19 protein-coding genes are annotated in these 18,653 nt (G+C 73.4%); 13 read left to right on the forward strand and 6 right to left on the reverse strand.

What is annotated here, in order from left to right; translation table 11 throughout:
* Window positions 1-11: 11 nt before the first annotated feature.
* Window positions 12-1,124: a sensor histidine kinase gene (locus AC067A_RS07595; RefSeq protein WP_478615866.1), complete on the reverse strand. Its 1,113-nt coding sequence runs from the start codon at window positions 1,122-1,124 to the stop codon at window positions 12-14.
* Entirely contained in the window at window positions 1,121-1,849 is a 729-nt protein-coding gene (locus AC067A_RS07600; protein WP_478615869.1) for a response regulator transcription factor, read from the reverse strand. The genes AC067A_RS07595 and AC067A_RS07600 overlap by 4 nt, the downstream gene beginning before the upstream one ends.
* A gap of 134 nt (window positions 1,850-1,983) precedes the next feature.
* Between AC067A_RS07600 and AC067A_RS07605 the strand changes: the two genes are divergently transcribed.
* From AC067A_RS07605 to AC067A_RS07615, 3 genes are read left to right on the forward strand one after another with little or no spacing between them, the layout of a single operon-like run.
* Window positions 1,984-2,661, forward strand: coding sequence for a glycosyltransferase family 2 protein (locus AC067A_RS07605; protein ID WP_478616693.1), 678 nt, complete (start codon window positions 1,984-1,986; stop codon window positions 2,659-2,661).
* Window positions 2,658-3,290, forward strand: a complete 633-nt coding sequence (locus AC067A_RS07610) for a TIGR04282 family arsenosugar biosynthesis glycosyltransferase (protein ID WP_478615872.1) — start codon at window positions 2,658-2,660, stop codon at window positions 3,288-3,290. The genes AC067A_RS07605 and AC067A_RS07610 overlap by 4 nt, the downstream gene beginning before the upstream one ends.
* Window positions 3,287-3,949 carry a class I SAM-dependent methyltransferase gene (locus AC067A_RS07615; RefSeq protein ID WP_478615875.1) on the forward strand — a complete coding sequence of 221 codons (663 nt, stop codon included), beginning with the start codon at window positions 3,287-3,289 and terminating at the stop codon, window positions 3,947-3,949. The genes AC067A_RS07610 and AC067A_RS07615 overlap by 4 nt, the downstream gene beginning before the upstream one ends.
* Here AC067A_RS07615 and AC067A_RS07620 read toward each other — a convergent pair.
* Together AC067A_RS07620 and AC067A_RS07625 are read right to left on the reverse strand one after the other, a co-directional pair.
* Entirely contained in the window at window positions 3,922-4,329 is a 408-nt protein-coding gene (locus AC067A_RS07620; RefSeq protein ID WP_478615878.1) for a hypothetical protein, read from the reverse strand. The genes AC067A_RS07615 and AC067A_RS07620 overlap by 28 nt on opposite strands.
* Before the next feature lie 11 nt (window positions 4,330-4,340).
* Window positions 4,341-5,531 (reverse strand): molybdopterin-dependent oxidoreductase, encoded by a 1,191-nt coding sequence (locus tag AC067A_RS07625; RefSeq protein WP_478615881.1) that lies wholly within the window; start codon window positions 5,529-5,531, stop codon window positions 4,341-4,343.
* A gap of 113 nt (window positions 5,532-5,644) precedes the next feature.
* Between AC067A_RS07625 and AC067A_RS07630 the strand changes: the two genes are divergently transcribed.
* Entirely contained in the window at window positions 5,645-7,033 is a 1,389-nt protein-coding gene (locus AC067A_RS07630) for a glycosyltransferase 87 family protein (protein WP_478615884.1), read from the forward strand.
* 326 nt (window positions 7,034-7,359) lie between these two features.
* On the opposite strand, the gene AC067A_RS07635 is transcribed toward AC067A_RS07630, so the two are convergent.
* A complete protein-coding gene (locus tag AC067A_RS07635) occupies window positions 7,360-8,580 on the reverse strand; it encodes a saccharopine dehydrogenase family protein (protein ID WP_478615887.1) in 1,221 nt (406 codons plus the stop codon).
* A gap of 117 nt (window positions 8,581-8,697) precedes the next feature.
* Between AC067A_RS07635 and AC067A_RS07640 the strand changes: the two genes are divergently transcribed.
* The 3 genes from AC067A_RS07640 (at window position 8,698) to AC067A_RS07650 (ending at window position 11,329) form a co-directional block, all read left to right on the forward strand.
* Window positions 8,698-9,414, forward strand: a complete 717-nt coding sequence (locus AC067A_RS07640; protein ID WP_478615889.1) for a TetR/AcrR family transcriptional regulator — start codon at window positions 8,698-8,700, stop codon at window positions 9,412-9,414.
* Between the two features lie 220 nt (window positions 9,415-9,634).
* Window positions 9,635-10,471 (forward strand): DUF2182 domain-containing protein, encoded by an 837-nt coding sequence (locus AC067A_RS07645; RefSeq protein WP_478615892.1) that lies wholly within the window; start codon window positions 9,635-9,637, stop codon window positions 10,469-10,471.
* Window positions 10,472-10,672: 201 nt separating this feature from the next.
* Window positions 10,673-11,329 (forward strand): DUF1326 domain-containing protein, encoded by a 657-nt coding sequence (locus AC067A_RS07650; protein ID WP_478615895.1) that lies wholly within the window; start codon window positions 10,673-10,675, stop codon window positions 11,327-11,329.
* 152 nt (window positions 11,330-11,481) lie between these two features.
* On the opposite strand, the gene AC067A_RS07655 is transcribed toward AC067A_RS07650, so the two are convergent.
* On the reverse strand, window positions 11,482-12,180 hold the full coding sequence (locus AC067A_RS07655) for a substrate-binding domain-containing protein (protein WP_478615898.1): 699 nt from the start codon (window positions 12,178-12,180) through the stop codon (window positions 11,482-11,484).
* 74 nt (window positions 12,181-12,254) lie between these two features.
* Between AC067A_RS07655 and AC067A_RS07660 the strand changes: the two genes are divergently transcribed.
* The 6 genes from AC067A_RS07660 (at window position 12,255) to ligA (ending at window position 18,653) form a co-directional block, all read left to right on the forward strand.
* Entirely contained in the window at window positions 12,255-13,022 is a 768-nt protein-coding gene (locus AC067A_RS07660; protein WP_478615901.1) for an IclR family transcriptional regulator, read from the forward strand.
* Window positions 13,023-13,343: 321 nt separating this feature from the next.
* Complete coding sequence (locus tag AC067A_RS07665) at window positions 13,344-14,555, forward strand: 4-hydroxybenzoate 3-monooxygenase (protein WP_478615903.1); 1,212 nt, start codon at window positions 13,344-13,346, stop codon at window positions 14,553-14,555.
* A gap of 25 nt (window positions 14,556-14,580) precedes the next feature.
* Entirely contained in the window at window positions 14,581-15,606 is a 1,026-nt protein-coding gene (locus tag AC067A_RS07670; protein WP_478615906.1) for an amidohydrolase family protein, read from the forward strand.
* 17 nt (window positions 15,607-15,623) lie between these two features.
* Window positions 15,624-16,313, forward strand: a complete 690-nt coding sequence (gene ligK, locus AC067A_RS07675) for a 4-carboxy-4-hydroxy-2-oxoadipate aldolase/oxaloacetate decarboxylase (protein WP_478615908.1) — start codon at window positions 15,624-15,626, stop codon at window positions 16,311-16,313.
* A gap of 2 nt (window positions 16,314-16,315) precedes the next feature.
* Window positions 16,316-17,317 (forward strand): amidohydrolase family protein, encoded by a 1,002-nt coding sequence (locus AC067A_RS07680; protein ID WP_478615911.1) that lies wholly within the window; start codon window positions 16,316-16,318, stop codon window positions 17,315-17,317.
* 25 nt (window positions 17,318-17,342) lie between these two features.
* Complete coding sequence (gene ligA, locus AC067A_RS07685) at window positions 17,343-18,653, forward strand: protocatechuate 4,5-dioxygenase subunit alpha (RefSeq protein WP_478615914.1); 1,311 nt, start codon at window positions 17,343-17,345, stop codon at window positions 18,651-18,653.

An 18,653-nucleotide genomic window follows, 5' to 3' on the forward strand; every position in this document is an offset into this window, starting at 1 on the left:
CGGTGTCGGTGTCAGTGTGCCGCCGTCGGCAGAGTGACCTCGAAGCGGCAGCCGCCGGGGACGTTGCGGACTTCGGCACGACCCGCGTGGGCCTCGACGATGCCGCGGACGATGGCGAGGCCGAGGCCGGCGCCGGCGGGTGGGGTGCGGGCCTCGGTGCCGCGCCAGCCGGTGTCGAAGACGCGGGTGAGGTCGGCGTCGGGGATGCCGCCGCAGCCGTCGGTGACGGAGAGGACGACGGCGTCGCGGCGGTGTTCGGCGGCGACGGCGACGGTGCCGTCGGCGGGGGTGTGGCGGATGGCGTTGACGAGGAGGTTGGCGAGGACCCGGGTCATCTCCTTGCCGTCGACTTCGACGGGTACGGCGGCGACCCGGTCGCCGACGAGGTGGACGCCGTGCTCGCGGGCGAGGGGGTCGGCGCCGCTGAGGGCGTCGCCGACGAGGTCGTACACGGACATGCGGCTCGGGCTGAGGGTCAGGGCGCCGGCGTGGATGCGGGAGAGTTCGAAGAGGTCGGTGACCATGGTGGTCAGGCGGTCGACCTCGGTGCGGATCTGGCGGTGGTAGCGGGCGGGGTCGGGGGCCATGCCGTCCTCCAGGGCCTCGGCCATGGCCCGCAGTCCGGCCAGTGGGGTGCGCAGGTCGTGGGAGATCCAGGCGACGAGCTCGCGGCGTGAGGCCTCCAGGGAGCGCTCGCGCTTGCGGGAGGCGTCGAGGGTGGCGCTGGTGGCGGCCAGGGCGTGGCTGAGGGCGGCGAGTTCGGCGGTGGCGGCACCGTCGGGGGCGGAGAAGCTGCCGCCGTCGCCGAAGTCGCGTGCGGCGCGGGCGAGGGCCCTGCTGCGGGCCACCACCCAGCGGCCCAGGACGACGGCGGTGCCGAGGGAGACGAGGGCGGCCATGGCGGCGACGACCGTGACCACCCACAGGTCGTGGGAGGACAGGAACATCGCCTGGGCGACGGCGAGTGTTCCGGCGAGCATCGCCGTGACGGTGACGGCGGCGACGACGGTCAGGGACACGGCGACCGAGCGGTGTCGTACGAGACGGAGGACGATCGCTCCGGCGATGCCGGCGCAGACGGCTCCCGCCAGGGCGAAGCCCGCGATGAGCAGGACGTCCTTCATGCCGTCTCCTCTTCCCGGTGGGGCTCGAAGCGGTATCCGACGCCCCAGACCGTGCGGATGAGTCTCGGTTGTGCCGGGTCGTCCTCGATCTTGGCGCGGAGGCGGCGGACGTGGACGGTGACGGTGGACAGGTCGCCGAAGTCCCAGCCCCACACGCGCCGCATCAGTTCCTCTCGGGTGTGTGCGGCGCGGGGGTGTTCGAGGAAGTAGGCGAGGAGGTCGAACTCCCTGAGCGTGAGGGCGAGTTCGGTGCCTCGTCGGGTGGCTCTGCGGGTGGTCGGGTCGATGGTGAGGCCCGCGTCGCGCAGGATCCGGGTGGGCGTCGCGAGGGTGGCGGCGCGGCTGCGGCGCAGGACGGACTCGACGCGCAGGACGAGCTCGCGCGGACTGAACGGCTTCGTGACGTAGTCGTCGGCGCCCACCTCCAGGCCCGTGATCCGGTCCTCCTCGTCACCCCGCGCGGTCAGCATGATGACCGGTACGGGGCCGGTGGCCCGCAGCCGCCGGCACACCTCGAGGCCGTCGAGGCCCGGCAGCATCAGGTCGAGGACGACGAGGTCGGGACGTCGTTCCGCGGCGCGGAGCAGGGCGTCGGGGCCGTCGGCCGCGTGGTCCACGGTGAAGCCGGACCGGTCGAGGTAGCCGGTGACCACCTCGGCGACGGTGGGGTCGTCGTCCACGACGAGGACGCGGGCCGGGAGCGGCGGGGCGCTGTGCTCGGTCATGCCGCACAGGGTGGCATCCGTCGGGGCCGGCGGTCACGGCCGGCTGGGGGGACGGAGGTGGACGTCCGCGTTTCGTAAGGAGTGGAACGGCCTCGGGAGGCCGTGCGGTTCCTACGGTGGGTCATGTGACAGCCATGAGCGTAGATGTCGTCCTTCCCTGCCTCGACGAGGCCGAGGCCTTGCCCTGGGTGCTGGCCCGGGTGCCCGCCGGCTGGCGTGCGATCGTCGTCGACAACGGTTCGACCGACGGGTCCGCCGGGATCGCCGAGGGTCTCGGCGCGACCGTCGTGCGCGAGCCGAGGCGCGGTTTCGGCGCCGCCTGCCATGCCGGACTGCTCGCCTCCGAGGCCGAGTTCGTCTGTTTCTGCGACTGCGACGCCTCTCTCGACCCGGGGCTGCTGCCGGGTCTCGTCGGTGCGGTGGCCGAGGGTTCCGCCGATCTCCTCCTTGGCCGCCGTCGCCCGACCGAGCGGGGCGCGTGGCCGGCTCACGCCAGGGCCGGCAACGTCGCCCTGTCCTGGTTGCTGCGTCGGCGCACCGGGTTGCGGTTGCGTGATCTCGGGCCCATGCGGGCGGCCCGCCGCGAGGCGCTGCTCGGTCTGGCGCTCGACGACCGGCGCAGCGGCTATCCGCTGCAGATGGTCGTGCGGGCCGCGGATGCCGGGTGGCGGGTGCGCGAGGTCGACGTGCCGTATCTGCCGCGGGCGGGCCGGTCGAAGGTCACGGGCACGTGGAGGGGCACGTGGCAGGCGGTCCACGACATGCGCAAGGTGCTCGACGAGCCGGCGCCGGTGGGCGGTGGCCGCCCGTGACCGCCCTGCTCGTCATCGCGAAGGAGCCCCGGCCGGGCCGGGTGAAGACCCGGCTCACTCCCCCGTTCACCCCGGAGGAGGCGGCCGTGCTCGCCGAGGCGGCCCTCGCCGACACGCTGTGCGCCGCCGCCCGTGTCCCCGCGGACCGGCACGTCCTCGTGCTCGACGGGCGGCCCGGCCCGTGGTTGCCTCCGGGTTTCGAGGTGGTCCCGCAGGCGAGCGGCGGACTCGACGCGCGGCTGGCCGCCGCGTTCGCCGCCTGCTCGGGACCGGCCCTGCTCATCGGCATGGACACCCCCCACGTCACGCCGGCGCTCCTGGCTCCCGCGCTGTGCTGGGACGCGTACGACGCCTGGTTCGGCGCGGCCGCCGACGGGGGCTTCTGGGCGCTCGGCCTGTGCCGTCCCGACCCGTGCCTCCTGCTCGGGGTCCCCATGTCCAGGCCGGAGACGGGCGCGGTGCAGTACGGGCGGCTGCGGGCGGCCGGGCTGCGGGTGGGTGAACTGCCCGTGCTGAGGGATGTGGACACCGCGTCGGACGCGCGGCGGGTCGCGGAGGCCGCGCCCGGCACGCTCTTCGCCGCCCGGTACGCCGAGCTGACCGCCACGACGACGGGAGCGGGGCGTTGACCACGACGGCATGGCGGGCCGGCCCGTACGACTGCGCCCTGCGGACGGGCAGGGGGCCGCTGTTCCTGCGCCGGCACGACGGCCGGCTGCTGCCGTTGGAGATCGAGCGCTGGTGCGAGGCGCCGGACCGCGCGGACCGGTCCGTCCTCGCACGCTGCCGTGGCACGGTCCTCGACGTCGGCTGCGGGCCGGGGCGGTTCGTCGCCGCGCTGGCCGCCGACGGGCGGCGCGCGCTGGGCATCGACATCAGCCGGGAGGCCGTCGCCCGTACCGTACGGCTGGGCGGGGCGGCTCTGTGCCGGTCGGTGTTCGAGCCGCTGCCGGCCGAGGGCCGTTGGGACACGGCACTGCTGATCGACGGCAACGTGGGGATCGGCGGAGACCCGGCCGCGCTGCTGCGCCGGCTCCGGCGTGTCGTGTCGCGTGCCGGGCGCCTCCTCGCGGAATGCGCGCCCGTGGACGTCGACGAGACCTGCGAGGTCCGCGTCGACGACGGGCGGGGCGGCCACGGCGCGCCGTTCCCCTGGGCCCGGGTCGGCGCCCGCGCCCTGGTCGCGCACGCGCGGGGCGCGGGCTGGGAGGTCTCCGGGCAATGGGCCCTGGACGGGCGTGCCTTCCTGGCGTTCGTCCCTCAGTCGTCCGCCGTCGCCCGCCGCTGACGGTGCTCCCGTCGTCGTCGTACGGCGATGAGCGCTCCGGTCGCCACGGCGACGGCCGCCAGCACGATCGCGAGGTTCCGGCCGTACGGGAGGGGCAGCGCCGAGGGGTTGGGGGGCTCACCCGGTCGTACGAGGAGGGGGAGCGTCACGAGGACCGCGCTGCCCGCGACCAGCAGGGCTCCGCGCAGCGGGCCCCGCAGGCGGCGGCCGACGAGCAGCAGCCCCACGGCGAGCACCAGCGGGGCGATGATCCCGTCGTGCAGGACGAGCGCGCCCGCCAGCCACACCAGCACTCCGAGCGGATCGGGCCCGGCGGACACCAGCCACGCGCCGAGCCCTACGAGGGCGACACCGAGCGCCCCGACGGCGTATCGCAGCACGCTCGTCGTCCTCACAGCACCTCCAACCGGTGCACCCACTTGGTCTGCAGGACTCCGGGGCGGTTGGGGGCGATGATCCGCGCCGGGAATCCGTGGTCGAGGTCGAGCGGCCGCCCGTTCAGGGTCAGGGCGAGGAGGGTCAGCGGATCGTCCGCGTACTCCGCGCCCATGTCCATGACCCGGTAGGCCCCGCTCGCCTCCAGCGACGTCACCCGCACGGCGTCCCGGCCGGGACGCCCGCCGGCGCGCGCGACCAGGTCGCGGATCCGTACCCCGCCCCAGTCGGCGTCGACGCTCCACCCTTCCACGCAGGCGATGGGCAGCCGGGCGCCGGTCCGGGGCATCGCCCGCAGGGCGTCGAGGGCGAGGTCGTACGGCCGGGGCCCGGTGACCTCGAGGCTCCAGCCCGCCAGGCTGCCCGCGGTCACGCCCGCCGCCGCGGCGGTGCGGTTCACGGGCAGGGCCTGGGGGCCGTGGTCGGGGTGCCGGGGCGCGAGCAGGTCGAAGGCCTTCAGCGGAGTGAAGGACTGGCCGACGGTCGTCAGCGTCACGACGCCGGCGGCGGCGCCGGTGGCGAGGAGCAGGGAGCGGCGGTCCACCGCGTCCTGGGCCGGCAGGGTCCGGGTCCCGGGCGAGCGCCGGCCCCAGTGGTCCCTGATCTCGGGGGCCTTGACGGCGATGTGCAGCAGGATCGAGCCGGTCGCCACCCAGGCGACGGCGAAGTGGACGGGGACGAAGGCGAAGGGCCACGGGTACCACTCGGCGATGTTGAGCAACCCGGTGAGCACCTCGAAGACCGCGGAGGCCACGAGGACGGCCACGGACAGCCGCTCCAGCGCGTGCCGCGCGGACCGGACCGGCGGCCACACGAACAACCGGGGGTACACCGCCCACAGTTTGACCAGCAGCAGCACGATCGCGACCAGCCCGGTGGCGACGTGCAGGCCCTGGGTGAACGCGTAGCCCCACACCGGTCGGGTGGGCAGGCGGTCGGCCAGCCACTCCGGGGGGCGCTGGAGGTAGTGGCTGACGAGCCCGGTCGCGAGGCACACGGCGAAGGCCGCGCCCAGCCACCGGCCGACGGCGGTCGCCGTTCTGGCGTCGTGCAGCCGCCCCGTGAAGGCGGGCGGGCCGAGGGGCGGGCGCCACCGGGAGGCCGGGGCGGCCGGGTGCGGAGGGGGCTCGGGCGGGCGAGAGGTCATGCCGTCCATGACACCGCCGCGGCCGTCGCCGTGGGCGGTCCGACACCTTACGAAACCCGAACGCCCCGACGGGTCGCCCTCAGGGGTGCGGGACGCGCTGGCAGGCTGCGCCCATGACCCGCGTCCTCGTCGTCACCTGTCCGGCCGTCGCTCTGCTGGCCGTGTCCCTCGCGGTCCTGGTCCGCGGGGACGCGACCGGCACGGCATTCCTCACCGGCTACGCGTCGGCCTGGGCCCTGTTCGCGGTCGCGGTCGTCGCCCTGCGCCGCGTCCCCGGCCGGGCGGTGGTCCCGCTGGTCCTGGCCGGGGCGGTCGCCGTCACCGCGACGGGGTTGCTCGCGGCGCCCCGCACGAGCACCGACTCCTACCGGTACGCGTGGGACGGCCGGGTGCAGGCCGCCGGCATCTCGCCGTACGACCACGCTCCCGCCGACGCGGAGCTCGACGCCCTGCGCGACGGCTGGCTGTTCCCCGGACCGGAGACGTGCTCACGACCGGATCCGCTGCTGTCCCCCCTTCCCGGCGGCGGCTGCACCCGCATCAACCGGCCCGCCGTGCACACCGTCTACCCGCCGGTCGCCGAGGGCTGGTTCGTCCTCGTCCACGCGTTCTCACCGGCCGGTGCCCGCCACAAGGCCCTCCAGCTCGGCGGCGCCCTGCTCTCCCTGGCCGTCACCGGCGTGCTGCTCGTGGGCCTGCGCCGCCGTGGAGATCCCCGCCGGGCCGCGTACTGGGCCTGGTGCCCGGCCGTGCCCGTCGAGGCCGTCGACAACGCCCATGTCGACGCCCTCGCCGTCCTCCTCTCCGTCGCCGCCCTCCTCACCGTGGCACGCCGGCCGGTGGCGGGCGGCGTGCTGCTGGGGTCGGCGATCGCGGCGAAACTCCTGCCGGCCGTACTGCTGCCGGGCGCCCTGGCCGGCAGGCGGCGGCCCCGCGCCGCCCTGCCGGTGCTCGGCCCCGTCGCCGCCACGGTCGGGCTCCTCTACCTCCCGTACGTCCTCGTCTCCCACTCCTCGGTCCTCGGCTACCTCGGCGGCTACGCCCGGGAGGAGGGCTACGACGACCCGGACGCCGGCGGCCGCTACGCCCTGCTCCGTCTCGTCCTGCCCGACACGTGGGCGCTGCCCGCGGCCGTCCTCGGCATCGCCGCGGCATCGGCCGCGGTGTGGTGGCGCGGCGACCCCGAACGCCCTTGGCAGGGCGCCCTGTCGACCACCGGCACCGCGTTCCTCCTCCTGACTCCCGGCTACTCCTGGTACGCCCTGCTGCTGATCGCCCTCGTCGCCCTGGACGGCCGCTGGGAGTGGCTCGGCGTCGCCGCGGCCGGTGCGGTGGCGTACCTGGCCGGTCCGGTCGTGGGCACCACGGGGGTGACCGTCGCGTACGGGGTGGCGGGGGGCGTGGTCTGCGCGATGTGGTGGGCCAGGCGGCGGTGGGCGAGGTCTCCGGGGCGGCGGTCCCGGGCGTCCACGGCTTCTCCGCGAGCGGCCCTCGGACGATGATGGTCCGCCTGTACGACACCGCGCACGGCCGACGGCCCTGGACGCACGTACGGCACGAGGGGTGGAATCGGCCGGCGCCCCGGACGACGTGGAAACCGGGGTCGATGACCCTGGTCCTGCGGCCCGGTGGCTCCACGGTCGGCCACGCCGTGCTGGAAGGGCGGGCGTTCGGCGACCCCTTGGGCACGCCGGTCGTGGACGATCCGGTGGGCGAGGGCGCCGCCGTCGTCGAGGCGGTCGTCGCCGGGGTCGCCCTCGATGCGGTCGTTGCCGCCGGCGGGCCCGTACGTGGTGTCGTCGGCGGCCCTGGCGGAGTGGGGCGGGGGTCAGTCCTCGCGCATGCCCCAGGGGGACCCGTACACGCCGAGGAGGTCGAGGAACGGCCGGGGCGGGAGGGCCTCGGGGCCGAGGACGCCGCTCGCCTTCCAGGCGCCGGTGGCGATCAGCTCCAGGGCGACGACGGGGTTGAGGGCGGTCTGCCAGACCACGGCCTGGGAACCGTACTCGCGCATGGTCCACTCGTTGTCGACGACGTGGTAGAGGTACACCTCGCGCGGTGATCCGTCCTTGGTTCCCTTGACCCAGGTGCCCGCGCAGGTCTTGCCCTTCATGCGGTCGCCGAGGGTGGCGGGGTCGGGCAGGCAGGCGGCGACCACGTCGCGCGGGGAGACCTGGACCGGTCCGTCCGCGCCGGGGACGGTGACCCCGGCAGTGGAGTCGAGGCCCAGTTCGTGGAGGGTCTTGAGCTTGGTGATGAAGTCGTCGCCGAGGCCGTACTTGAACGTCACCCGGCGGGCGTCGAGCCACCGGGGCATGAGGAGGACCTCCTCGTGTTCGACGTTCACGCACTCGACGGGGCCGATGCCCTCGGGGAACTCGAAGACCTCCGGTTCGCTGAAGGGTGCCGTGGTGAACCAGCCGCGGCCCTCCTCGTAGACGACGGGCGGGTTGAGACACTCCTCGATGGTGGTCCAGATGCTGAAGGACGGCGCGAAGTCGTAGCCCTCGACGGTGAGGTTCGCGCCGTCGCGGACGCCGAGCTCCTCGATCTCGTCGAAGAGTTCGTCGGCCGCGTACCGGGCGAAGACGTCCGAGAGGCCCGGCTCCACGCCCATGCCGACCAGGGCGAGGCGGTCGGCGCTCTCCCAGGCCACCGCCAGCGCGAACTGCTCGTCGCCGAGCTTGACCCCGCACTGTTCGTACGGAGCGGTGGGGTGCGGCACGGACAGTGACATCGCCATGTCGAGGTAGTGCACGCCGGCGGCGAGCGCGCTGTTGAACAGGGGCATCACGAACCTGGGGTCGGTCGCGTTCAGCAGGACGTCGCAGCCTTCCTCGACGAGCAGGCGGCGGACCGCCGTCTCGTCGGAGGCGTCCACGCGGCGGGCGCTGAACCGGTCCTCCCCGTCACCGAGCGCCGCCACGGCGGCCTCCGCGCGGGCCAGGTCGTAGTCGGCGACGACCATGCGGGTCAGGAAGTCACGCCGGGCCGCGATACGGGTGACGGCCGTTCCGACGCCGCCCGCACCCACCAGAAGCACACGCATGTCACACACCCTTTCGTCGAGGCGGCCCCGGCGGCGGCCGGGGACGTCCCGATGCAACACGACACCCCGCGTTAAGGTCTACGGCGTTGGCATAAGGACCGGGGAGGCGGTGGCGTCATGCCGAAGAAGGTCGTCACGGAGGCGGAACGGCGCAGGCGGCGCCCCACGCGCCAGGGCACCGTGCTGTCGGAGGGACTGATCGTGCGGACGGCGCTGCGCATGCTGCACGAGCACGGCGCCGCCGGACTCAGCGCCCGCCGACTGGGCGCCGCTCTCGGCGCCGACCCCAGCACCGTCTACCGGTACTTCGCCGGCCTGGACGGCCTCACCCGGGCCATCGGCGAAGAGCTCATGGGCCGCGCCCTGGACAGCTGGACGGCCACCGGCGCCTGGCGCGCCGACCTCCGCTCGCTGGGCCTCGCGATCCACGCGTCCTACCTCGCCCACCCGCAGGCCGCCGTCCTGACCGCCAGCCGCGTCACCGGCCGCCCCCGCGAGATCGAGGTCGACGAGACCATCCTCGGCATCCTGCGCGACGCCGGCTTCAGCGACACCGACGCCGTCGGCGTCTACCACGCCTTCATCGACCTCGCCCTGGCCTTCGCCGCTCTCGACGCCGGCGCACTCGCCATCAAGGACGAGGTCCGCGAGGCCGACGAACACATGTGGACCTCCACCTACGCGCACCTCCCCGCGACCACCCATCCCCACATCGCCGCCACCGCTCCCCTTCTGGCCGACCGCATGAACCACAGCGCCTACCCGGTCCTCCTCGACACCCTCCTGAACGGGGCGGACGCCCGCCTGACCGCGACGCGCGGCCTGCGCCGGTGACCGTCCGGCGGACCCGCGTGGTCACGGCCGGATCGCGTCAGGGAGACGGGGCTGAGGACGACCGATTTCGTGTCCGGGGCTCCGTGGTGAGGGCGGGTCAGGACACGTCGAGGGCGCCGACGAGGCCGGCGACGGTGACGTTCCTCGGGTGCCCTCGGGGCCGGGTCGCGTGGCGAGGGGCCGTGTGCTGTGCTGGAAACAGCAGCAGGAAGGCACGCCGATGCTTCGCAGCCGGATCTCCGCCTTCGTCACCGCCCGGCCGCCCGCCCCGACCGGAGTCGGCGGGGGGCTGCTGCCCGCGCGGGACCTCGCGGGCGCCTGGCTGCTGGTCGTCCTCATCGCCGTGCCCGCGTGGGTGCTGACGATCGGGCAGGCCCGGGGCATGGGGATCGAGCCCGGCACGATGGGAATGGCGCTGCCCCTGTTCCTGTTGCTCTGGGTGACGATGATGGCGGCGATGATGCTGCCGTCCATGGCGCCGGTGGCGATCACGTGGGTACGGGGAATCGGCAGGCGGTCGTCGGGCTGGGCGCGGGCCGTGCGGACCGCGGAGTTCGTGGGCGGGTACCTGCTGGTGTGGACCGCGTTCGGACTGCTCGCCTACGCGGCCCTGGCGTTCACCGGCGGTCTGGTGGAGGACCGTCCCACCGCCGGGCGCTGGATCGGTTCGGTTGCCTTCCTGCTCGCGGGCCTGTACCAGTTGGGTCCCCTCAAGCACGTCTGCCTGCGGCACTGCCGGGACCCGCTGGGACATCTGGTGCGGTACGCGGGCTTCCGGCGGCCGGCCCGTGACCTCCGGGTGGGCCTCCATCACGGCGCGTACTGCGTCGGATGCTGTGCGGGGCTGATGGTCGTCTTCGTCCCGCTCGGCATGATGAACGTCGCGGCGATGGCCGGACTGGCGCTGGTGATCTTCGTGGAGAAGCTGTGGTCCCGGGGCGCGCTGCTCGGCACGGTCGTGGGCGTCGCCTTCCTCGTCCTGGCGGTGCTCGCCCCGTTCCAGGACTGGATGCTGCCGGGGCTGCAGGGCTCGATGCCGTCCATGGGCGACATGTGAGGCGCCGGGGGCGTGCCGGTGCGTGACCGCTCGTGCCCGTGCGTGTCGTCCGGGCAAGCGGGTGCGGGGTGACGGTTCCGCGGGCCGTTCCGTGGGTGCAAGCTGGTAGGGAGACCGTTCGCCGATCCCGGGAACGGGCTCGGGGCACGCGGTCTCGCCACTCCGAGTGAGCTCCTCCGAGCTCGGCTGGAGGGAAGCGAGATGACTGAGCAGGCCACCGGCGGCCCGCGCTGGCACCTGGTCGGAGACTGGTTCGACGTGTGCAAGTGCGCCATTCCCTGCCCGTGCACGTTCGCGCAGCCCCCGACCTACGGCGACTGCGAGGGCGTCCTGGTGTGGCACATCCGGGAGGGCAGCTTCGGTGACGTACGGCTCGACGACCTCAACGTCCTGATGCTCGGCTCCTTCGAGGGCAACCCGTGGGCCGGTACGCACACCGAGCCTTACGCCGCGGTCTTCCTCGACGAACGCGCCGACGAGGAGCAGCGAGCCGCGCTCGGGGCGGTGTTCGGAGGTGAGGCGGGCGGGTGGCCGGCGGAGTTCGGCCAGATGTTCCACCCGGAGATGAGGGGCATGGACGTCGCTCCCATCCACGTGGAGATCGACGAGGACCTCGCCAACTGGCGCGCCGAGATCCCCGGCCGTGTCACCGCGACCGCCGAGGCCCTCACCGGGCCGACCACCCCGGACGGCGCCCGCGTCCAGGTGCACAACGCCCCGGGCGCCGAGGTCGGGCCGGGCCAGGTCGCCACGTGGGGACGGGCCACCGTCGACCGCGCGGACGCGTTCGGCTTCTCCTGGGACCGCTCCGGGAAGTCGAGCAAGTACTTCCCGTTCGACTGGAGCGGCCCCGGCTGACGCCGGCCCCGGGAGGCCCCGTCGCTGACGCCGGTCTCAGGGGGCCCTGGTCGAAGCCGACGTCATGCGGCTCCTGCCCCGACCGAGGCGCCGTCACCCGGGCGGGCCCGACGGACGTGCCGGGCTCTGATGCGACGTGGGGCGCGTCCGGGTCACCCGTCTCCCGGCGCCCGCATGCCGCGGCCCCGGGCGGTCTTCGTCGCCGCGTCGGAGGCGAGGAGTCCGAGCACGTCGAGGGCCCGGGCGGGCTGGGTGGAGGCGGTGAGGACGCCCGCGCTGAAGAGGGAGCTGATGGCGGTGTCGCCGGGGAGGGGGCCGATGACGGCGACGCCCGGGAGGTCCATCAGTTCGCTGTGCTGCTGGAAGGCGAGGTCGGCCTGTCCCGAGGACAGCAGGCTGCCGGCGGGCACGCCCGGCGGCGCCTGGACGAGGCGGCCCGCGAGGGTGTCGGTGAGGTCGAGGCGGCTGATCAGGTCGACGAGGGCGGTGCCGCTGGGACCCGTGGAGTAGGCGATCCTCCGTGCCGAGACGAGGGCGGCGCGCAGGTCGGACGCGGTGTCGAGGGCCGGCACCGGGGTTCCCTCCGGCACGGCGGCGACGACCTGGGAGACCCACAGGGGGCGCACGGTGTCCGGCAGGAGGTGTCCCTCCCCGGCCAGGGCGGCCAGGGCCCCGTCGGCGAGGACGAGGAGGTCGGCCTGCGCACCCTCGCGTACGCGGCGTGCGGTCTCGACGCCGCCGGCGGCCTCGAACCGTACGGGGATGCCGTGGGCGTTCCGGATGTGCTCGGACAGCTCGGCGAGGATCGGTCGGGTCGCCATCGAGGAGAGTCCGGAGATCTCTCGGTTCACAAAGCCTCCCTGGAGTGCGGCGGGTGGTCCGGCGGCAGTCGGGCTGCTCGGCGCCGGTCTGCGAGACTGGCCGCGTGAGCGCGACCCAGATCTCGGCGGCAGGAAAAGTCCTCAAGGTCCTCTCGGCCTTCGACCGTGAGCATCCCTCGCAGACCCTGTCGGAGGTCGCTCAGCGTACGGGCCTCGCGCTGAGCACCACGCACAGGGTGGTGGCGGAGCTCGCGAGCTGGGGCGTCCTGGAGCGCGGCGAGGACGGGGCGTGGCACGTCGGGCTGCGGCTCTGGGAGATCGCCTCGGGGTGCCCGCGCACGCAGATCCTGCGCGATGTGGCGCTGCCCTTCATGCAGGACCTCTACGAGGTGACCCACGAGAACGTCCAGCTCGCGGTGCGCGAGGGCACGGAGCTGGTGTTCGTCGAACGGATCGCCGGGCACCGGTCGGTGGAGCTGATGACCATGGTCGGGACCCGTTTTCCGATCGCCTCCACCGGGATGGGACGGGTGTTGCTGGCGCACGCGCCGCGGGAGATCCAGGAGGAGGTTCTCGACGCGCCCCTGAGGGCCTGGACTCCCCACACCGTCGTCGACCCGAAGGCGCTGCGCACCCAGCTGGACCGGATCCGTCGCGAGCAGGTCTTCGTCAGCAACCGCCAGCTCTCGGAGAGCACGGTCGCGGTGGCCACGCCTGTGCGGATCGGCCGGACGGGCCCCGTCAGCGCCTCGCTGGGCATCGTGATCACGGCGGACGGCGCGAGCCGCGCGCGCCGACTGCGGGAGCCGCTCCTGAGGGCCGCGCACGGAATCTCCGACGAGCTCGGGCGGCGTACGCGCACGGCTGCCTGACGTGCCGGCGGGGCCCTGACGGGCCTACGCGGACGACTGCCTGACGTGCCGGCAGGCTCCCGGCGGGCGTACGCGCACGACCGCCTGACGTGCCGGCGGCCTCCGGCGGGCGTACGCGCACCACGTCTGACGGCCGGCGGGGTCCCTGGCGGGCGTACGTGCGGCGCCGCGGGAGCGACAGGTGCGCGTACGCGCCGGGCCGCGGGAAGTCCCGCCCGTATCGGGGCGGCTTCCGCCTGACGGAAACGTGGGCGACCGGTGGCGGCCCTGGGTGTCAACGTTCGACGTGTTCGGAACGTTCACAGTTGCTCAGGAGATGCCATGGCTGATGCCGTCGTCGACACCGTTGCCTCGGTTCCCGTCGCTGTCGTCGGTGCCGGCCCCGCGGGGCTGATGCTGGCGCACCGGCTGGGGCGCGCGGGTGTCGACACGATCGTGGTCGACACCCGCACCCGGCGGGAGATCGAGACGACGCAGCGCGCGGGCATCCTGGAGGCCGACGCGGCCCGGGACCTGGTGGAGACCGGCGTATCCGACCGGATTCTGCGCGAGGGGCACGAGCACGAAGGCACCGAACTGCGGTTCGGCGGGCGGGCGCACCGAATCCACTTCAAGGCGCTGGTCGGCGAGTCGGTGTGGCTGTACCCGCAGACCGACGTGTTCGTCGACCTGGCGAACGCGCGGGACCGGGACGGCGGGACGGTGCGATTCGGTGTCAGGGACACCGAGGTCCTCGACGTCACGAGCAGCGCTCCCCGGGTGCGTCACACCGCGGCGGACGGCTCCCGGCACGAGATCCGCGCACGGTACGTGGTCGGTGCGGACGGTTCGCGCAGCATGTGCCGCAACCTGGTGCCCGAGGACCGGCGGGTGCGCTACGGCAAGGACTACCCGTTCGCGTGGTTCGGCATCATGGCCGAGGCGCCGATGAGCGCGCCCGAGCTGGTGTACGCCCACTCGGAGCACGGTTTCGCGCTGATCAGCCGGCGCACCGAGAGCGTGCAGCGGATGTACTTCCAGTGCTCCCCCGACGCGTCCGTCGACGCCTGGCCGGACGACCGCGTGTGGGAGACGCTGCAGGCGCGGGTCGCGGGCGAGGACGGCTTCCGCCTCAAGGAGGGCGCGATCCTCGAGAAGTCGGTGCTGCGGTTCCGGTCGTTCGTGCAGGAGCCGATGCGCTGGGGTTCGATGCTGCTCGCCGGAGACGCCGCGCACACGGTGCCGCCGACGGGTGCGCGCGGGCTCAACCTCGCGCTGCACGACGTGAAGGTGCTGGCCGACGTACTGCTGCGGGCGCTCGGGGCAGAGGGCGAGGCGGCGCTCGACGACTACCAGCCGCGCGCGTTGCAGCGGGTGTGGCGGGCGCAGAACTTCTCCCACTGGATGACGCAGTTGCTGCACACGGCGCCCGGCGGTTCGGCGTTCGACCTGCGCCGCCAGCTCGGCGAGCTCGACAACGTCGTCGGCACGCGCTCCGGACGCGCCTATCTTGCCGAGCAGTACACCGGCTGGCCCGTCAGCGCACGGGCCTGATCTCGACGACCTCAGGAGACAACCCATGATCATCGACTGTCACGGTCACTTCACGACGGCGCCGCCGCAGCTGGAGCGGTGGCGGGACCGGCAGGTGGCGGCCGTCGGGTCGCCCGCGGACGCGCCGGACCCCGGCGACCTGGTCATCACCGACGACGACCTGCGCCGGGCGATCGAGGGCAACCAGCTGCGGCTCATGAACGAGCGCGGCAGCGACCTGACAATCTTTTCGCCGCGGGCCAGCTTCATGGCCCACCACATCGGCGACTTCCGGGTCTCCTCGACCTGGGCGCGGATCTGCAACGACCTGGTCCACCGGGTCAGCACGCTGTACCCCGACCGCTTCGCGATGGGCGCGATGCTGCCGCAGTCCCCGGGTGTCGACCCCGCGACCTGCGTGCCCGAGCTGCGCCGCGCGGTCGAGGAGCTCGGCGCGGTGACGGTCAACCTCAACCCCGATCCGTCAGGCGGCGGTTGGACCGCGCCACCGCTGACCGACCGCAGCTGGTACCCGGTCTACGAGGCGATGGTCGAATACGACATCCCGGCCATGATCCACGTCAGCACCTCCTGCAATCCCGCCTTCCACACCACCGGCGCCCACTACCTCAACGCCGACACGACGGCGTTCATGCAGCTGGTCCAGGGCGACCTGTTCGCCGACTTCCCGACGCTGCGGTTCGTCATCCCGCACGGCGGCGGCGCGGTGCCGTACCACTGGGGCCGGTTCCGCGGCCTGGCGATGGCGCTGGGCAAGCCGGATCCCGAGGCGCTCCTCGACAACGTCTTCTTCGACACCTGCGTCTACCACCAGCCGGGAATCGACCTGCTGACCCGGGTGGTCCCCAGCCGGTCCGTGCTGTTCGCCAGCGAGATGATCGGCGCGGTCCGCGACGTCGACCCGCGCACCGGCCACCACTTCGACGACACGAAGCGGTACGTCGACGCCACCCCGCACCTGTCGGACGAGGAGCGCACCGCCGTCTACTCCGGCAACGCCCTGCGCGTCTACCCCCGCCTCGCCGCCCGCCTCGCCGCGGCCGGCCGCTGAACCCAGGAGGAGTACGCATGGAACACACCGAGCTCGGCATCGTCCGCACCAGGACCGAACGCGCCGATCCGCAGGCCGTGGCCGCGCTGTCGAAGTTCGGCGTCGCCACGATCCACGAGGCCATGGGCCGGGTCGGGCTGATGCGCCCCTACCTGCGTCCGGTCTACCCGAAGGCCCGGATGTGCGGGACGGCCGTGACCGTACTGCTCCAGCCCGGCGACAACTGGATGCTCCACGTCGCCGCCGAGCAGATCCAGGACGGGGACGTCGTCGTCGCCGCCTGCACCACCGAGAGCGAGGACGGCTTCTTCGGCGAGCTGCTCGCCACGTCGTTCCGCGCCCGGGGCTGCCGGGGCCTGGTCATCGACGGCGGTGTCCGCGACGTCACCGACCTGGAGGGGATGGACTTCCCGGTCTTCTCCCGTGCGGTCAACGCCAGGGGCACGGTCAAGGCCACCCTCGGTTCCGTCAACGTGCCGGTGGTCTGCGGCAACGCCCTGGTACGGCCCGGTGACGTGGTCGTCGCGGACGCCGACGGTGTCGTCGTGGTGCCGCGCGAGCGGGCCGCCGAGGTGGCGGCCGCCTCCGCCGCGCGCGAGGCCAAGGAGGAGGGCAAGCGCGCGCAGTTCCGGGCGGGCACGCTCGGCCTGGACGTCTACGGCATGCGCGGCCCGCTGGCCGAGCTCGGACTGCGGTACGAGGACTGACGATGACGACGAGTTCCGAGAAGGCCCTGGGCGCCACGGGCTCCGAGGCGCGCCCCGGCTCCGCGAGCCCCGGGGAGGCCCCCGGTCCGGCGGGCTTCGAGAAGACCTCCGGCTGGCTGGACTGGTACGCGGATCCGAGCAGGCCGCGGTTCCGGCTCCCCGACGGTGCCGTCGACGCGCACTGTCACGTCTTCGGGCCGGGCGCCGAGTTCCCGTACGCGCCCGAGCGCAAGTACACGCCGTGCGACGCGTCCAAGGAGCGGCTCTTCGCGCTCCGCGACCACCTCGGCTTCGCCCGCAACGTCGTGGTGCAGGCCACCTGCCACGGCTCGGACAACTCCGCCATGGTCGACGCCCTGCGGGCCTCCGGCGGTCTTGCCCGGGGCGTGGCGACGCTGCGGCCCGAGGTCACCGACGCCGAGGTGCGGGAGCTGCACGAGGCGGGCGTCCGCGGGGTGCGGTTCAACTTCGTCAAGCGGCTGGTGGACGCGGCGCCGAAGCAGGACCTGCTGGACATCGCCGAGAAGATCGCGCCGTACGGCTGGCACGTCGTCGTCTACTTCGAGGCGGCCGACCTCCCCGACCTGCGGGACTTCCTCCTCTCGGTCCCGGTCCCGCTGGTCATCGACCACATGGGCCGGCCGGACACCGCGAAGGACCCGGACGGCCCCGACTTCGAGGCGTTCCTGGACTTCATGCGGGCCCGGCCCGACATCCGGTGCAAGGTGACGTGCCCGGAACGCCTCTCGGTGAGCGGCCCACCGGCCCTCGACGGGGAGCAGCGGGCCTACCGCGACGTCGTCCCCTTCGCCCGGCGCGTGGTCGAGGAGTTCCCCGACCGGGTGCTGTGGGGCACCGACTGGCCGCACCCCAACCTCACCGACCACATGCCCGACGACGGGCTGCTCGTCGACTTCGTCCCGCACATCGCGCCGACGCCGGAGCTCCAGCGCAAGCTGCTCGTCGACAACCCGATGCGCCTGTACTGGCCGGACGCCGGATGACCCCCCTCACGATCGGAACCTGACCATGTCACTGGACAAGACCTACCGGCTGGTTCCGGGGACGACCGTCTTCGACGCCGAGCAGTCCGCCAAGGGCTACCACCTCAACCAGTTCTGCATGTCGCTGATGACGGCGGAGAACCGCGCGGCCTACCTCGCCGACGAGCGCGGCTACCTGGACGCGTGGCCGCTGCGGGAGGAGCAGAAGCAGGCGCTGCTCGACCGCGACCTCAACGCCGCGATGCGCGAGGGGGGGAACATCTACTTCCTCGCCAAGTGGGGTGCGACGCTGGGTTTCTCCTTCCAGCAGATGGCGGGCTCGATGACCGGGATGACCGAACAGGAGTACCGCGACATGATGGTCGGCGGCGGCCGTTCGGTCGAGGGGAACCGGATCGACCACGCCGTACTGGACGCCGCCCACGCGGACCGGAGGCCCCCGGTTGAGCACGCCACGATCACCGGTGCCGTCTTCACCTCGCACGTGCCGGCGATCGGCGCGGCGATGGACCACGACAAGACCGACGAGCCGTACTGGAAGCCGCTGTTCGAGGGGTACGACTTCTCCAAGGAGTGGGAGAGGGACAACCTCCCCGATGTGATCTTCCTGGTGTACAACGACCACGCCTCCTCGTTCGACCTGTCCCTGATACCGACGTTCGTGCTCGGTACGGGCGCGGCGTACCCGACCGCCGACGAGGGGTACGGCCCCCGCCCCGTCCCCGGCGTCGAGGGCGACCCGGACCTCGCCGCGCACATCGCGCACTCGCTCATCAGGGACGACTTCGACCTGACGCTCGCCAACGAGATGACCGTCGACCACGGTCTGACCGTGCCGCTGTCGCTGATGTTCGGCGACGTCGAGAAGTGGCCGTGCAAGGTGATCCCGTTCCACGTCAACGTGGTGCAGTACCCGGTGCCGTCGGGCGCCCGGTGCTTCGCCCTCGGCCAGGCACTGCGGAAGGCGATCGAGTCGTACGACCGGCCGCTGAAGGTCCAGGTCTGGGGCACCGGAGGCATGAGTCACCAGCTGCAGGGACCGCGCGCGGGCCTGATCAACCGCGAGTGGGACAACGCGTTCCTCGACCGGTTGGTCGAGGATCCGGCCGGTCTGGCGCGCGTGCCGCACCTGGAGTACGTCGAGGAGGCCGGTTCGGAGGGCATCGAGCTGGTCATGTGGCTGATCGCCCGCGGCGCGATGAGCGACGTCGACGGCTCCGGCCGCGTCGAGGTCAAGCACCGCTTCTACCATGTGCCCGCTTCCAACACGGCCGTCGGCCACCTGATCCTCGAAAACCACCCGCGGGCCGAGCCGCCCGCCGAAGGAGTGAACTGA

The organism is Streptomyces sp. NPDC043176 (assembly GCF_056436715.1).

Coding starts and splice junctions, on each gene's coding strand:
- AC067A_RS07595 (WP_478615866.1), bottom strand. CDS start 1,124: ATGAAGGACGTCCTGCTCATCGCGGGCTTCGCCCTGGCGGGAGCCGTC.
- AC067A_RS07600 (WP_478615869.1), bottom strand. CDS start 1,849: ATGACCGAGCACAGCGCCCCGCCGCTCCCGGCCCGCGTCCTCGTCGTG.
- AC067A_RS07605 (WP_478616693.1), top strand. CDS start 1,984: ATGAGCGTAGATGTCGTCCTTCCCTGCCTCGACGAGGCCGAGGCCTTG.
- AC067A_RS07625 (WP_478615881.1), bottom strand. CDS start 5,531: ATGACCTCTCGCCCGCCCGAGCCCCCTCCGCACCCGGCCGCCCCGGCC.
- AC067A_RS07630 (WP_478615884.1), top strand. CDS start 5,645: ATGACCCGCGTCCTCGTCGTCACCTGTCCGGCCGTCGCTCTGCTGGCC.
- AC067A_RS07635 (WP_478615887.1), bottom strand. CDS start 8,580: ATGCGTGTGCTTCTGGTGGGTGCGGGCGGCGTCGGAACGGCCGTCACC.
- AC067A_RS07640 (WP_478615889.1), top strand. CDS start 8,698: ATGCCGAAGAAGGTCGTCACGGAGGCGGAACGGCGCAGGCGGCGCCCC.
- AC067A_RS07645 (WP_478615892.1), top strand. CDS start 9,635: ATGCTTCGCAGCCGGATCTCCGCCTTCGTCACCGCCCGGCCGCCCGCC.
- AC067A_RS07650 (WP_478615895.1), top strand. CDS start 10,673: ATGACTGAGCAGGCCACCGGCGGCCCGCGCTGGCACCTGGTCGGAGAC.
- AC067A_RS07665 (WP_478615903.1), top strand. CDS start 13,344: ATGGCTGATGCCGTCGTCGACACCGTTGCCTCGGTTCCCGTCGCTGTC.
- AC067A_RS07670 (WP_478615906.1), top strand. CDS start 14,581: ATGATCATCGACTGTCACGGTCACTTCACGACGGCGCCGCCGCAGCTG.
- ligK (WP_478615908.1), top strand. CDS start 15,624: ATGGAACACACCGAGCTCGGCATCGTCCGCACCAGGACCGAACGCGCC.
- AC067A_RS07680 (WP_478615911.1), top strand. CDS start 16,316: ATGACGACGAGTTCCGAGAAGGCCCTGGGCGCCACGGGCTCCGAGGCG.
- ligA (WP_478615914.1), top strand. CDS start 17,343: ATGTCACTGGACAAGACCTACCGGCTGGTTCCGGGGACGACCGTCTTC.